The following is a 14,056-nucleotide window of genomic DNA, read 5'->3' as shown; positions in this document are numbered from 1 at the left end:
GGGAGAAGGGAAAATTGACATGGCACAAGACACGCCGCCGCCATATGCGATTCGCCTCGGGGTGGTGGCATCATCATCGCCGGGCGTGTCCCGGCGATCCTCTTGGCGGCGGCGGAAAGGATGCCCGGAACAAGTCCGGGCATGATGACCGGGGTGGTGGCATCATCATCGCCGGGCGTGTCCCGGCGATCCTTTGGGCGGCGGGGAAAGGATGCCCGGAACGAGTCCGGGCATGATGACCGGGGTGGTGGCATCATCATCGCAGGGCGTGTCCCGGCGATCCTCTTGGCGGCGGCGGAAAGGATGCCCGGAACAAGTCCGGGCATGATGACCGGGGGTGGTGAGGGCTTAGATCAGCCCCGCCCCGCGCAGCGCCGTGAGGTCCTTCGACCCCGTCGCCAGGCAGGCGATGCGCAGCGCGTCGGCGAAAGCCTGAACATGCGCCACCACGGCCTCCGTGCCCTGCATTGCGGCGGGCAGAAGTGACGCCGCCTGGGCCGTGAGGTCCGCTCCCAGCCGGATCGCCCTGGCGGCATCGAGGCCGTGGCGGATGCCTCCGGAGGCGATGAGCGGCACGTCCGGGCAGGCTGCCCGCACCTCGGCAATGCACACCGGCGTCGGGATGCCCCAGTCGCGGAAGATCTCGCCAAGGTTCTGGTCCGGCGCGCCGGCGAGCCGCGCCCCCTCGACGGCGGCCCAGCTGGTGCCGCCCGCGCCTGCAACATCGATCGCCGCCACCCCGCAATCGACCAGCCGCCTCGCCACCGCGCCCGAAATGCCGCTGCCCACTTCCTTGGCGATGACCGGAACGGGAAGCGCGCGGACCAGCCGGCCGACCGCCGCCTGAACGCCCGACCAGTTGCGGTCGCCGCCGGGCTGCACCGCTTCCTGCACCGGGTTCAGATGCAGGATCAGCGCATCGGCCTGGAGCTGTTCCACCGCGCGCCGCGCCTCGTCCGGCCCCATGCCGTTCACCAGCTGGACAGCGCCGAGATTGCCGTAAATCGGAATGGAGGGGGCGATGCGGCGGAGCTCCGGCCCCAGCCCGGAGCGGTCAGGCGTCGTCAGCGAAATGCGCTGCGAGCCCACGCCCATGGCAAAGCCCATCTGCTCCGCGGCTTCCGCGATGGCGCGGTTGATGCCGCCCGAAACCTCCGGCCCGCCGGTCATGGAAGAGGCGAGGAAAGGCAGCCGCAGCGACCGTCCGAGGAAGCGGGTCGAGAGGTCGATGGAGCCGAAATCCACCTCCGGCAGCGCATCGTGCCGGAAGCGGACATCATCGAAACCGGCGGGCACGCCGTGCCGTGCCGCGCCGGAGAGCACGATGTCAATATGGTCGCGCTTGCGGCGCCCGATCTCGCTCATGCGGTCATGCGCCTGAGCCGGTCATGCGGGCCGGGCGATCAGGGATGGGCCGCGAGATAGGCGATGACGTTGGCCACGTCCTCCGGCTTCTTCAGGCCGGCGAAGGCCATCTTGGTGCCCGGCACATAGGCCTTGGGGTTGGGCAGGTAGGCGGTGAGCGTCGCCTCGTCCCAGACCACGCCTTCCTCGCCCTTCTTGGTCATGGCGGCGGAATATTTGAAGCCCTCGACCGAGGCCGCCTTGCGGCCCACGACACCCTTCAGCGTCGGGCCGATCTTGTTCACGCCCTTCTCGTTCTCGTGGCAGGCCTTGCACTGGGCGAAGACCTTCTCGCCGGCGGCGGCATCGCCCGCGGCATGGGCCGGGGCGGCGAACAGCACGGCTGAGGCCAGAGCGGCGAAGATGGCTTTCTCGATCATCGGAATATCCTTCACGGGGGTTGTCGGTCACTCGGTCGAAGGCACGCCATCGGCATGTCTCGCGAGGCTCAGTCTTAGAACCACATCGGCCAGATGCGCAAGCAGTCCCCCCACGAGGTAGACCGCGACGAAGAGCCATCCCGATTGCTGCAGCGCGGCGCGCAGCGCCAGCACCAGCGACGCGCCGGCCAGACCATTGGCCACAAAACACAACAGGAGGCGGGTGTTGCGCCGCCGCCAGAGATAACAGCCCGCGGCGGCCACCTCGATGGCGATCGCCACCAGGATCGCCGTTGCGAGATGACCCGAGCTTACGAACTGCTCCATCGCCCCGTCACCCGAAGGGGCCGTTCATCTGCACAATGCGCAGATTGAGGAAGGAGGCGATCGACACCCACACGAGGTAGGGCACAACCAGGACCCCCGCCCAGGTGGAAACCGAGCCCAGCACGATGACGAGGCTCAGCACCGAACACCACAGCAGCGCCACCTCGCCCAGCGCCCAGTCCGGCCTGCGCAGCTTGAAGAAAATGCCGCTCCAGGCGATGTTGACGACGGCATTGACGAAGAGCGCCCAGAAGATCAGCGGCCGCGCGCCCGTGCCCGCGGCGGCCTGCCAGGCCAGCGCGGTGGCGACCGCCGTCAGAACGAAAATCATGGTCCACACGGGCCCGAAGGCCCAGTCCGGCGGCTTCCACGAAGGCTTCCTCAGATTGTCGTACCAGGGGCCGGTCTCGGTCAGCACCGCGCCGGCGACGGCCACCACGATGGCGGCGCCCGAGGCGATGCCCAGCGGCCAGAGGAACTCGGGCGGCCAGTTCATGTCGGGCGCGCGATGCCCAGAAGATGCGCCATGTCTTTTAGGAAAATTTTGACATGCGCCATGGGGCCTTTGCGGGAGAGCCTCTTCTCCGTGTAGGATTCCCAGGTGAGGCGCTGCACGTCCTTGTCCGCGCACATCTTGACGAAGCTCTCGCGGCGCCTGTCGTTTCGATACCAGAAATACTGCATGATGCCGAGAATGAGGAAGATGCGGCCATGCTCCTTCATGAAGCGCTTGCGCGCCGTGGCCAGATGGCGCGCATCGCCCGTGCGCAGACAGGCGATCGCCGCATCGGCCGCCAGCCTGCCGCCCAGCATGGCGTAATAGATGCCCTCGCCCGAGGCGGGCGCCACCATGCCCGCGGCATCGCCTGCCAGCACCACGTCGCGGCCATTGTCCCAGCGCTTCAGCGGCTTCAGCGGAATGGGCGCGCCCTCGCGGCGGATGGTCTGGCCATCGAAGCCCATCTGCCGGCGAAGCTCCGCCACAGCGCCTTTCAGCGGGAAGCCCTTGTGGGCGCTTCCCGTTCCCACGCTCATGGTCTTGCCGTGCGGGAACACCCAGGCATAGAAATCGGGCGACAGGCTGCCGCGGTAATAGACGTCGCAGCGGTCGGACTCATATTCCTCCGACCGCGTCCCGGGGGCCGCGACGATCTCGTGATAGGCGAAGACGTAAGGGATCTTGTGCGCCCCCGGCACCGTGTCCTTGCCGACGCGCGACAATGCCCCGTCAGCGCCGATCACGCAGCGGGCGCGCAGCTTGATTTCCGCGCCGTCCCTGTCCCTGTAGTGGACGGTCGCGGCGCCATGGCCATCGCGCGAGAAGCTTTCGTAAGTGCCGGTGCACCGCTCCGCCCCGGCCCCGGCCGCGCGGGCGCGCAGCCATTCGTCGAAGGGTCCGCGATCCACCATGCCGACATAGGAATTGGTCACCGGCATGTCGACCTTGCGGTCCGAGGGCGAAATGATGCGGGCGGAGAAGATGCGCGCCACCAGCATCTCCGGCGGAATCTCGAAATCGCGGATGCAGCGCGGCGGAATGGCCCCGCCGCAGGGCTTGATGCGCCCCGCCCGGTCGAGCAGCACGACCGAGAGGCCCGCCTTCGCCGCATCATGCGCGGCCGTGGCGCCCGAAGGCCCGCCGCCCACCACCACAAGGTCATACACCGTCTCCGCCAGCATGAGCCTAACTCCCGCTTGCCTGGTGGCGCGCCGCGAGCACCAGGGGGTTTGCCGCCTGTCCAAATCCGTCCTTCGCCCCCACCGCCGCGGCGAGCACTGCCGCGAAGATGAACAAGCCCGCCTCCACCGCGAAGACCGCCGCATAGGCCATCGCCGGCGAGCCGAGCGCCAGGCGCGAAATGTCGGCGAGGGCGGTTCCCGCAAAGCCGCCGATGCCGAAGGCAATGGCCTGCGCCGCGCCGAACAGCCCCATGCGCACGCCCTCGCGCGAGGCACCGCTGCCCGCCATGTTGAACATCGAGCCGATGGCCGCCACCGCGAACACGCCATTGCAGAAGCCGAGCGCGAAGACCGAGGGCCTCAGCGGCCAGCCGGGCCCAACCTTCGCCGCCATCACGAGCCCGAGCAACGCCAGCGCCGAGCCGATGCAGCCTGCAACCGTCCAGCTCCGCAGCGTCATCAGCCGGGGCGCAAGCGTGGCGGCAACACCCACCAGCACCATGCCGGCGAGCACGCCCGAATTCTGCACGCCCGAAAGCGCGGTCGACTGGCCCGGCGTCAGCCCGAAGACGAGACCGGCGAAGGGCTCGAGGATCAGGTCCTGCGCCGAATAGGCCAGCATGGACACGAAAATGAAGATCGCGAAACGCCGCGCGGCGGTGTCGGACCAGACCTCGGCGATGGCCTGTTTGAAGGGCGCCTTGCCCGCCTGCCGCTTTTCCGCCACGCGGTCCTTCTCGAGCCCCCGCACCGCAATCAGCGTGAGCAGGAAGGATGCGGTGCAGATGCAGGCCGCGACCGCCATCAGCCGCCCGCTGGAAAAGGGATCGAGGAAATGCCCGGCAAGGGCCGCGGTGACGATGAAGCCCACAATCATCATGATCCACACGACGGTCGCCGCCGCGGCGCGCCGCTGCTCTTCCACCTGGCCGGCGAGCAGCACCAGCAGCGAGGTGCCCGCCGCCCCCACGCCGGCCCCGATCAGGGTGAAGGAGACCATGGCGGCAATCGCCCCCACCGCCATGTTCTGCTGCATCAGATGCACGGAGAGCGCCGCGCCGAAACCGCCCAGCGCCAGCGCGCCCATGCCGACGACGATCCACGGCGTGCGCCGCCCGCCCTTGTCGGAGCCATGGCCCCATGAGGGCCTCAGCACCTGCAGCGCATAATGCCACGTCACCAGCAGGCCCGGCGCCATGGCCGGCAGCGCCAGTTCCACGATCATCACGCGGTTGATGGTCGACGTCGTCAAAACCACGATGGCGCCAAGTGCCGCCTGCACCAGCCCGAATCGCGCGATGCCCGCCCAGGACGTCATGCCAGCCCCCTGAGCGCAAAAGCGCTCACCATCATGCCCGAGACATAGAGCGGCACGCCCAGCCCCGAATACCACAGCGCCCGCCGCACCGGTTCGCCAAGAAAGCGCCTCATCATGACGAGCTGCACGGCGAGCAGTGCGATCACCGCCGCCGCATGCATGGGCTTGCCCCACATGAAGAGCAGCCCGATCACCGCCGCCTGCGGCAGCGCCATCACCGCGCAGGCCACCCGGGCGGCCCCCTCCACGCCCAGCTGAACGGGCAGCGAGCGCACGCCCATCCGCGTGTCGCCCCCGATGGCCTTGAAATCGTTGAGCGTCATGATGCCATGAGCCCCCAGCGAATAGAGCAGCGCCAGCACCACGATGGGCCAGCCCGGCACGGCGGCCAGCAGCACGGCCGCCCCGGTGAACCACGGCAGCCCCTCATAACAGAGGCCCACCGCCGCATTGCCCCACCAGCCATTGGCCTTCAGCCGCAACGGCGGCGCGGAATAGGCCCAGGCCATGGCCATGCCGAATAAGGCCGCCCAGAACACCACAGGCCCCAGGGCCAGCGCCACGGCCAGCGACAGCACGGTCCAGATGATGGCGATATAGAGCCCCCAGCGCCCCGGAATGCGCCCGGAGGGAATGGGCCGACCGGGCTCGTTGATCGCGTCCACATGCCGGTCGAACCAGTCATTCACCGCCTGGGATGTGCCGCAGACCAGGGGACCCGACAGCGCCATGCCCGCCAGCACCAGGCCCCAGCGACCGCCCAGGGACAGACCGGAGGACACCGCCCCGCAGGCAAAGGCCCACATGGGCGGAAACCACGTCACAGGCTTGAGCAACTGCAACGCCGCCGCAAGCTGCGGCAGCACCGGAACAGGCCGGGTGGAGGCAAGGTTCGCCATGAGGGAAACGCTATAACTGACAGTTTGACTTGTCAATCTGTGTTGACAGACCGAATTGCTCCCCCTCCGGCGGTCATCCCGCCAAGAGCCGACATCCGGCTGTCCTTCGCCGGCAGCGAGGCGGAGATCGGCAAGGCCATGGCGCGGATGCAGCAGGCGCCGGGGAGCTTGGTCTGACGCGCCCGTCGCGCCGACAGAGCCCTCATCCGGCCTTTGGCCACCTTCTCCCATTGGCTTCGCCAACGGGAGAAGGACTCGTTGCGCGATCTCCCTCACCGGGTCCTTCTCCCGTCCCGCAGGGATGGAAGAAGGTGGCCGACAGGAAGGCCATGGCGCGGATGCAGAAGGCGCCGGGGAGCTTGGTCTGACGCGCCCGTCGCGCCGACAGAGCCCTCATCCGGCCTGTCGGCCACCTTCTCCCATTGGCTTCGCCAACGGGAGAAGGACTCGTTGCGCGATCTCCCTCACCGGGTCCTTCTCCCGTCCCGCAGGGATGGGTGAAGGTGGCCGACAGGCCGGATGAGGGCCTCGCTCCGGGCGGCGCGCGCCCTACTCCGCCGCCTTCGGCACGGGCCGCATGTCATTCGCGGGCCGGTCCGCATGCGGGGCCAGCATATCGGAGGCATTCTCGCGGTCGTGCATATGGCGGCGGTCGCGCGCCAAGAAGGAATAGATCGCCGGCGTGATGAACAGCGTGAACAGCGTGCCGATGGTCATGCCCGCGGCGATGACCACGCCGATGTCAAAGCGGCTCTTGGCGCCCGCCCCACTGGCGACGAGCAGCGGCGTGACGCCGATGACCATGGCGGCCGTCGTCATCAGGATGGGCCGCAGGCGCGTGGCGGCGGCTTCCTTGATGGCGGTGTCCTTGTCGTAGCCCTTGGTCTCCTGCAGCTTGTTGGCGAACTCCACCATCAGGATGCCGTGCTTGGCGATGAGGCCGATGAGCGTCACGAGGCCGATCTGGGTATAGATGTTGATCGTGCCGGAGCCCAGGTTGACCGGCGGGTTGTTCATCATCGCGCCGTTGATCTCGCCCAGTATGAACAGCACGAACAATGCGCCGAAAACCGTGGCGGGCAGGCCGATGAGGATGATGAAGGGATCGCGGAAGCTTTCGAACTGCGCGGCGAGCACGAGGTAGATCAGCAGCAGCGCCACCGCGAAGGTGATGGTCAGCGTGTTTCCTTCCTTCACGAACTGGCGGCTTTCGCCCTTGAAGTCATAGGCCATGCCCTGCGGCATGATCTCGTCAGCCTTCTGCCGCAGGAAGTTGATGCCCTCGCCGATGGTGCGGCCGGGGAACGGCACGCCCTGCAGCATGGCGGAGTTGAGCTGCTGGAAGGTGGCAAGCCCGTTGGGCTGCACCGTCTTCGAGACCTCCGTGAACGCGGAGAGCGGCACCATCTGCCCATCCGCCGCGCGCACGCGGAAATCCAGGATCTGGTCAACCGACGAGCGCTCGGTGCGCGGCACCTGCGGGATCACCTGATAGCTGCGGCCATCGACCGTGAAGCGGTTGACGTTGTTGCCGCCCAGAAGCGTTGCCAGCGTGGCGCCGATGTCCTGCATGGTGACGCCCAGGCGGTTGGCCCGGTCCTTGTCCACCACCAGTTCCACCTGCGGCGTCTGGAAGCGCAGGTCGGCGTTGGTGAAGATGAAGAGGCCCGATTTGTCGGCCTCCGCCTTCAGCTTGTCGAGCGTGTCGGCAAGGCGGGTGTAGTCGCCCGGATAGGTGAGCACGAACTCGACCGGCAAATCGCCCGCGCCGATCGGGATGGCGGAGGGCGCGGTGGCGAACATACTGACGCCCGAAACCCCCATGAACTTCGGCTGCAGCTCGCCCAGCACCGTGAGGTCGGTGCGCGAGCGCTCGTCCCACGGCTTCAGGATCAGGCCCATGAAGGACTGATGCGTGTTGGGAAAGCCGTCGATGGCAAAGAGATTCTGGCGCTCCGGCACCGCCATCATGATCCTGGTCAGCTCGTCGGTGTAGGTGGTGAGATAGTCGAGATTGGTGTGCTCCGGCGCGTTGACGAAGACGAAGAGCACGCCCTGGTCCTCCGCCGGCGCAAGCTCGCGGCCCAGGGCATTGTAGAGCACGCCCGACAGCACGACGGTCAACACCGCAATCCATGCGAACACAGACCGCTGCCTGACGGCGCCGTCAAGGCGGCGGCGGTAGAAGCGCTGCAGGCCGCCGAAGACGCGTTCGACGAGCCTGCCGAACCACGACAGCTTCGCATGCGGCTTCAGCATCTTCGACGTCATCATCGGCGAGAGCGTGAGGGCGATGACGCCCGACACGATGACCGCGCCCGCCAGGGTGAAGGCGAATTCGCGGAACAGCGCGCCGGTGAGGCCCGAGGTGAAACCGATGGGCGCATAAACCGCCGCCAGCGTGATGGTCATGGCGATGACCGGGCCGGTGATCTCCCGCGCGCCGCGCAGCGCCGCGTCGAACGGCGTCATCCCCTCCTCGATGTGGCGGTGGATGTTTTCGACCACCACGATGGCGTCATCGACCACGAGGCCGATGGCCAGCACCAGCGCGAGCAGCGTGAGAAGGTTGATCGAATAGCCCAGCGCCACCAGCACCAGCGCCACGCCGATGAGCGAGAGCGGGATCGTCACCACCGGAATGATGGTCGAACGGATGGACCCCAGGAACAGGAAGATGACGACGATGACGATCGCGCTGGCTTCCAGCAGCGTCTTGCCGACTTCCCAGATCGAGGCATTGATGAATATCGTCGCGTCATAGGCGATATTGGCCTCAAGCCCCGAAGGCAACTGGCGCTGGATTTCCGGCATGGTGTTGCGCACCGTGCTGATGACGGTGAGCGGGTTGGCGTCGGGCGTCGTCTGGATGCCCATGAACACCGCCTTGAGCCCATCGAAGGCCGAACGCGTGTCATAGTTCTCAGGACCCAGATCGACGGCCGCCACCTGGCCCAGGCGGATCACCGTGTCGCCGCGGGTGGCGACAACGAGCTGTTCGAACTGCTCCGGCGTTTCGAGCGAGGTTTGGGCGTTGATGTTCTGCTGGGTGAAATCCGCCTTCACCTCGCCCGCGGCGGTGGTGAAGTTGTTGGCGGCCAGCGCGTTGCGCACGTCGAGCGGCGTGATGCCCAGCGCCGCCATCTTCTCCGGGTTGAGCCACACCCGCATGGCGAAGGTGGAGCCGCCGAGGATTTCGGCCGAGGCGACGCCATTGATCGCCTGCAGCTTCGGCTTCACCACGCGGTCAAGATAATCCGAGATCTGCGGGGCGGACATCTCATCGGATTTGAAGCTGATATACATCAGCGCGAAGCCCGCGCCGGTGGTGCGCTTGACCACGGGATCGTTCGCCTCCTCCGGCAGGACGCCCTTGACCTCGTTCACCTTGGACAAAACGTCCGCCAGCGCCCGGTCGGCATTGGCGTCAAGCCGCAGCTTGAGCGTGATGGTCGAAACATTCTGCGAGGACCGCGACTCGATGGTGTCCACGCCCTCGGTGGAGGCCACGGCCTGCTGCAGGGGCGTGGTGATGAAGCCCTTGATCTGGTCGGCGTTGGCGCCGGGATAGACCGTGGTGATCTCGATCCTGGTGTCGGAGACCTCCGGGAACTGGCGGATCGGCAGTTTGAAAACGGCCTGGAGGCCCGCGAGCAGGATGAGCAGGCTGACGACCGTCGCAAGGACCGGTCGCTTGACGAAGATGTCGGTGAAATGCATCGCGCTGTTCCTACTGGACCGTCGTCGTGTCCTGCAGCTTCATCGCGACCGAATTGTCGATCACCACCTTGCTGCCCTGGTCGATCTTGTTCTGGCCGGCGGTGACGACCTTGTCGCCATCCTTGATGCCGCTGACGATTGCCACCCGCCCGTCGCGCACCGGGCCTGCCTTGACGAAGCGGCGTTCGACCACGAGTTCGTCCACATCCTTGCCGTCCCTGTCCTTCGCCCTGGTGGCGTTGACCACGAAGACATTGTCGCCGTAGAGCGAAAATGTGACAGCCGTCTGCGGCACGGTGACCACCTGCTCCGGCGCGCCCACGTCGACCAGCACATTGGCATACATGCCGGGCACCAGCTTCTTGTCCGGATTGTCGATCTCGGCCCTCACCGTGATCATGCGGTTGGTGTCGGAGAGGCGGGCATCCGTCGTGACGATCTTGCCGGTGAAGCTCTGGCCGGGATAGGCGTTGAGGCTGACCGTCACCTTCTGGCCGTCCCCGATGCGGGCATAGTCGGCTTCCGTGACATTGAAATCGACGTAAATCGGATCGATCTGCTGCAGCCAGACGATTTTCTGGCCCGGGGCGAGATAGCTGCCCACCGCAATGTCGCGCAGGCCCACACGGCCGTTCCACGGGGCGTAGATGAATTTCTGCGCAACCTCGGCGCGGCGGCGGTCCAAAGTCGCCTCGAGCACGCGCTGCTTGGTCCGCAGCGCGTCAAGCTCGGTGACGGCCACAATGCCCTTGGCGAGCAAACCCTCGCGGCGCGTCAGCTCGGTTTGGTTGTTGGCGAGTTCGGCCGAGATGGAGCGGATATCGGCTTCCTCGGTCTCGGTGTCGAGCTTCACCAGGAGATCGCCCTTCTTCACGTCCTGGCCGGACTCGAATTTGATCTCGGTGACCATGCCGCCCACCTGGGGCGTGATGTCGATGCCCTGAAAGGCCGTGACCGTGCCGATGGCGGCAATCCGCGTTTGCCAGGTGTCGGTCCGCGCCAGCTCGGCCGAGACCGTCTCGGGCGGGCGCGGGGCGCCGAGGATAACGTCCGCCAGCATCTTCGGCTTGAAGTCGAAGGCATAGTAATAAATGGCGCCGGCAAGCCCCCCCAGAAGGACAGTGGCGAGAAACAGATAGAGAATACGGCGGATCATGTGTTGCGTTCCCGGATGTGCTATTCGGCGGCCAGCGGCGCCATCCGCCGCAGGAGTTCCGCCTTCTTTTCGATGAGGACATTGACCGCCGCCGTCAGCACGGCCCGGCCATAGCCCGCGACGAAACGCGCCCCGGCATGGGGCTGCTCCGCGCATTCGCATTCGTCGATACGGGCGAGATCGGCGCGCAGATCGGCAAGGTGCTTGTCGATGGCCGCCAGCATGGCGGCAGGCGCGATATATTCCTGCAGCAGCATCTGGAACAGGAATTCGGACTTGTATTTGTCCCGCCCCGGCACGACCGAAATCGACCGCGCCAGCGCATCCTTGCCCTTGGGGGTGATGGCATAGACCTTCTTGTCCGGCTTGCCGGACTGCTCCTCGGCGCGCACCGTCACCAGCCCTTCGCCCGCCAGCTGGGTGAGCGCGGGATAGATCGAACCGAAGCTTGCATCGATGAAGTGGCTGAACATCCCCTCCTCGATCTCCTTCTTGATCTCGTAGCCCGACGCCTCCCCGGAGGAGAGGACGCCAAGGCAGAGCGTCCTGACGTTCATGGCAATTCCGTTCCGATATATGCCAGTCTGATATAACGATGCGATATATATCGGGTCAACATAGGACGCAACATGGAATTTTGAGCGGGTTCGGTGGCAGTTCAATCTTGTCGCAAAGGCGGGTTCCACTTTTGCGGATCATGCTCTTATCGCCACCCCGGCGGACTTCAGTTGTTCCGGCGCGCGGCCTCATCTGCTTGTGTTCGAAAACCAATCCCTCTATGACAAATTTACGGCAGCCAAAAAAATCCGGCGCCGGCGGTCAGTCACACAGGGGGGCTCATGGAGTATTTTCTCCAGCAGCTGATCAACGGAGTTACGCTCGGGTCGATTTATGGCCTGATCGCCATCGGTTACACGATGGTCTATGGCATCATCGGCATGATCAATTTCGCCCATGGCGATGTGTTCATGGTGGGTTCAGTTACCGCTTTTCTGGTGGTGCTGGGGATCGGCCTGACCGGCGGCAGCGGCCTGCTGCTGATCCTTCTCGCGCTCATCATGGTGGCCGCCATCGCCATGATCGTGGCGGCGGCCTATAACTGGACCATCGAGCGGCTGGCCTACAAGCCGCTGCGCGGGTCCTTCCGGCTTGCGCCGCTGATCTCGGCCATCGGCATGTCCATCGTGCTGCAGGAATTCGTCCGCGTGAACCAGGAGGGCCGGCCGAAGCCGGTGCAGCCCATCGTCACCGGCGGCTATGAAATCATGCACCGTGTGAGCGAGGCGGGTGAGTTCATCGTCAGGCTCACCAACATGCAAATCCTGATCATCGTCTCAACCCTGATCCTGATGGCGGTGTTCACCGTGCTGATCCAGAAGACGCCGCTCGGCCGCGCCCAGCGCGCCTGCGAGCAGGACCAGAAGATGGCGGCGCTGCTCGGCATCGACGTCGACCGCACCATCTCCGTCACCTTCATCATGGGCGCCGCGCTCGCGGCCTTCGCCGGCCTGATGTTCTTCCTCTATTATGGCGTCACCGATTTCTTCGTGGGCTTCCTCGCCGGCATCAAGGCGTTCACGGCGGCGGTGCTGGGCGGCATCGGCTCGCTGCCCGGCGCCATGCTCGGCGGCCTCGTGATCGGGCTCATCGAAACCATGTGGTCGGCCTATTTCACCGTCGAATACAAGGATGTCGCGGCCTTCACGGTGCTGATCATCGTGCTGATCTTCATGCCGCAGGGCCTGCTCGGAAAACCGGAAGTGGAGAAGGTCTGATCATGCCGGTGCAAGACGTCTCCGCGCCCAAAGCCCAGGGCCATGACTGGTGGGCCATCGGCAAGGACATGATCGGCACGGCCATCGTCGCCATGCTGATCATGTGGCCGATCGTCGCCTGGAAATCAAAGATCACCCAGTATTCGCTCGAGATTGAGCCACGGTGGACGCTGGTCTTCATCATCCTCGCCCTGCTGCTCGCCACCCGGCTGGCGATGCACCTTTTCGTGTGGAACCGGGCCCCCTCACCCGTTGCCGCCGCGGCCAGGCCCGCAACGCCCGCCAAGGCGACGCTGTCGGAGCAGATCGGGCCCTGGGTGTTTCCGGTGCTGGTCGCCTTCGCGGTGGCGCTGCCCTTCATCTTCCACTTCGAACGCCGCCCCATCGACCTTGGCATCTACATCCTGACCTACATCATGCTGGCCTGGGGACTGAACATCGTGGTGGGCCTCGCAGGCCTCCTCGATCTTGGCTATGTCGCCTTCTACGCGGTTGGCGCCTATGCCTATGCCCTGCTGTCGACCGTCTATTTCCCCTACTGGTTCGGCGACGGCATTGTGCCGTGGGCCTTCTATATCACCCTGCCGGTGGCCGGCCTGCTGGCGGCGTTGTGGGGCGTGATCCTGGGCTTCCCGGTGCTGCGGCTGAGGGGCGATTATCTCGCCATCGTGACGCTGGCCTTCGGCGAGATCATCCGCCTGGTGCTGATCAACTGGTTCAGCTTCACCAACGGCCCGCAGGGCATCGAGGTGCCGAAGGCCACCTTCTTCGGCCTGCCCTTCAAGGCAGGCCCCGGCGGCTTCGCCGATTTCTTCGGCATCCAGCACGACCGCATTTACTATTATATCTTCCTCTATTACGTGATCCTGCTTCTGGCGCTTTTGACCTATTTCGTCACCAACCGCCTGCGCCGGCTGCCCATCGGGCGCGCCTGGGAGGCGCTGCGCGAGGACGAGATCGCCTGCCGGTCGCTGGGCATCAACACCACCAACACCAAGCTCACGGCCTTCGCCATCGGCGCCATGTTCGGCGGCTTCGCGGGCTGCTTCTTCGCCACCCGCCAGGGCTTCGTCAGCCCTGAAAGCTTCGTGTTCATCGAGAGCGCCATCATCCTCGCCATCGTGGTGCTGGGGGGGCTGGGTTCGCAGATCGGCATCGTCTTCGCGGCGATCGCCATCATGGGCTCCTTCGAGCTGTTCCGCGAATTGTCGGTGTTCGATAACTATCTGCCCGAGGGCACCGACCCCGTGCACTTCCGCATGCTGGCCGTCGGCCTCGCCATGGTGCTGATGATGCGCTTCAGGCCGAGAGGCTTCGTGACACGCCGGCAGCCCACGGTTTTCCTCAAGCAGCGCAAGGCCGTTTCGGGCGATCTCGTGAAGGAAGGACACGGCTGA

The 14,056-nt window shown here is 65.8% G+C and carries 12 protein-coding genes; 2 read left to right on the top strand and 10 right to left on the bottom strand.

Translation table 11 applies throughout. The features are described from left to right. Positions 1–348: 348 nt before the first annotated feature. The 10 genes from fni to IOC69_RS11155 form a co-directional block, all read right to left on the bottom strand. Positions 349–1,365: a type 2 isopentenyl-diphosphate Delta-isomerase gene (gene fni, locus IOC69_RS11200; RefSeq protein ID WP_290543636.1), complete on the bottom strand. Its 1,017-nt coding sequence runs from the start codon at positions 1,363–1,365 to the stop codon at positions 349–351. A 38-nt stretch (positions 1,366–1,403) separates the two neighbouring features. Further along, positions 1,404–1,784, bottom strand: a complete 381-nt coding sequence (locus IOC69_RS11195; RefSeq protein ID WP_290543635.1) for a cytochrome c family protein — start codon at positions 1,782–1,784, stop codon at positions 1,404–1,406. A 27-nt stretch (positions 1,785–1,811) separates the two neighbouring features. Next, positions 1,812–2,111 carry a hypothetical protein gene (locus IOC69_RS11190; protein WP_290543634.1) on the bottom strand — a complete coding sequence of 100 codons (300 nt, stop codon included), beginning with the start codon at positions 2,109–2,111 and terminating at the stop codon, positions 1,812–1,814. Positions 2,112–2,118: 7 nt separating this feature from the next. After that, positions 2,119–2,607 carry a TspO/MBR family protein gene (locus tag IOC69_RS11185; RefSeq protein WP_290543633.1) on the bottom strand — a complete coding sequence of 163 codons (489 nt, stop codon included), beginning with the start codon at positions 2,605–2,607 and terminating at the stop codon, positions 2,119–2,121. Beyond that, positions 2,604–3,791 (bottom strand): geranylgeranyl diphosphate reductase, encoded by a 1,188-nt coding sequence (locus tag IOC69_RS11180; RefSeq protein WP_290543632.1) that lies wholly within the window; start codon positions 3,789–3,791, stop codon positions 2,604–2,606. The genes IOC69_RS11185 and IOC69_RS11180 overlap by 4 nt, the downstream gene beginning before the upstream one ends. Positions 3,792–3,795: 4 nt before the next feature. Then, positions 3,796–5,109 carry a BCD family MFS transporter gene (locus IOC69_RS11175; protein ID WP_290543631.1) on the bottom strand — a complete coding sequence of 438 codons (1,314 nt, stop codon included), beginning with the start codon at positions 5,107–5,109 and terminating at the stop codon, positions 3,796–3,798. Continuing rightward, entirely contained in the window at positions 5,106–6,008 is a 903-nt protein-coding gene (gene chlG / locus IOC69_RS11170; RefSeq protein ID WP_290543630.1) for a chlorophyll synthase ChlG, read from the bottom strand. The genes IOC69_RS11175 and chlG overlap by 4 nt, the downstream gene beginning before the upstream one ends. A 549-nt stretch (positions 6,009–6,557) precedes the next feature. Continuing rightward, positions 6,558–9,728 (bottom strand): efflux RND transporter permease subunit, encoded by a 3,171-nt coding sequence (locus IOC69_RS11165; RefSeq protein ID WP_290543629.1) that lies wholly within the window; start codon positions 9,726–9,728, stop codon positions 6,558–6,560. Positions 9,729–9,738: 10 nt separating this feature from the next. Further along, positions 9,739–10,884, bottom strand: a complete 1,146-nt coding sequence (locus IOC69_RS11160; protein WP_290543628.1) for an efflux RND transporter periplasmic adaptor subunit — start codon at positions 10,882–10,884, stop codon at positions 9,739–9,741. Positions 10,885–10,904: 20 nt separating this feature from the next. Continuing rightward, complete coding sequence (locus tag IOC69_RS11155) at positions 10,905–11,441, bottom strand: PadR family transcriptional regulator (protein WP_290543627.1); 537 nt, start codon at positions 11,439–11,441, stop codon at positions 10,905–10,907. 282 nt (positions 11,442–11,723) lie between these two features. Between IOC69_RS11155 and IOC69_RS11150 the strand changes: the two genes are divergently transcribed. Then, positions 11,724–12,659, top strand: coding sequence for a branched-chain amino acid ABC transporter permease LivH (locus tag IOC69_RS11150; protein ID WP_290543626.1), 936 nt, complete (start codon positions 11,724–11,726; stop codon positions 12,657–12,659). A 2-nt stretch (positions 12,660–12,661) separates the two neighbouring features. Next, entirely contained in the window at positions 12,662–14,056 is a 1,395-nt protein-coding gene (gene livM, locus IOC69_RS11145) for a high-affinity branched-chain amino acid ABC transporter permease LivM (RefSeq protein ID WP_290543625.1), read from the top strand.

The sequence above is a fragment of the Aestuariivirga sp. genome, assembly GCF_020252405.1.
Lineage (GTDB): Bacteria > Pseudomonadota > Alphaproteobacteria > Rhizobiales > Aestuariivirgaceae > Aestuariivirga.
Note: the sequence above shows the minus strand (reverse complement) of the source record. Positions and strands in the feature narration are given on the sequence as shown.

Bases quoted from the DNA above. Each gene is read 5' to 3' on its own strand.
- IOC69_RS11180 (WP_290543632.1), bottom strand. From the start codon at position 3,791: ATGCTGGCGGAGACGGTGTATGACCTTGTGGTGGTGGGCGGCGGGCCT.
- IOC69_RS11190 (WP_290543634.1), bottom strand. From the start codon at position 2,111: ATGGAGCAGTTCGTAAGCTCGGGTCATCTCGCAACGGCGATCCTGGTG.
- IOC69_RS11185 (WP_290543633.1), bottom strand. From the start codon at position 2,607: ATGAACTGGCCGCCCGAGTTCCTCTGGCCGCTGGGCATCGCCTCGGGC.
- IOC69_RS11160 (WP_290543628.1), bottom strand. From the start codon at position 10,884: ATGATCCGCCGTATTCTCTATCTGTTTCTCGCCACTGTCCTTCTGGGG.
- IOC69_RS11155 (WP_290543627.1), bottom strand. From the start codon at position 11,441: ATGAACGTCAGGACGCTCTGCCTTGGCGTCCTCTCCTCCGGGGAGGCG.
- IOC69_RS11175 (WP_290543631.1), bottom strand. From the start codon at position 5,109: ATGACGTCCTGGGCGGGCATCGCGCGATTCGGGCTGGTGCAGGCGGCA.
- IOC69_RS11165 (WP_290543629.1), bottom strand. From the start codon at position 9,728: ATGCATTTCACCGACATCTTCGTCAAGCGACCGGTCCTTGCGACGGTC.
- IOC69_RS11150 (WP_290543626.1), top strand. From the start codon at position 11,724: ATGGAGTATTTTCTCCAGCAGCTGATCAACGGAGTTACGCTCGGGTCG.
- livM (WP_290543625.1), top strand. From the start codon at position 12,662: ATGCCGGTGCAAGACGTCTCCGCGCCCAAAGCCCAGGGCCATGACTGG.
- chlG (WP_290543630.1), bottom strand. From the start codon at position 6,008: ATGGCGAACCTTGCCTCCACCCGGCCTGTTCCGGTGCTGCCGCAGCTT.
- IOC69_RS11195 (WP_290543635.1), bottom strand. From the start codon at position 1,784: ATGATCGAGAAAGCCATCTTCGCCGCTCTGGCCTCAGCCGTGCTGTTC.
- fni (WP_290543636.1), bottom strand. From the start codon at position 1,365: ATGAGCGAGATCGGGCGCCGCAAGCGCGACCATATTGACATCGTGCTC.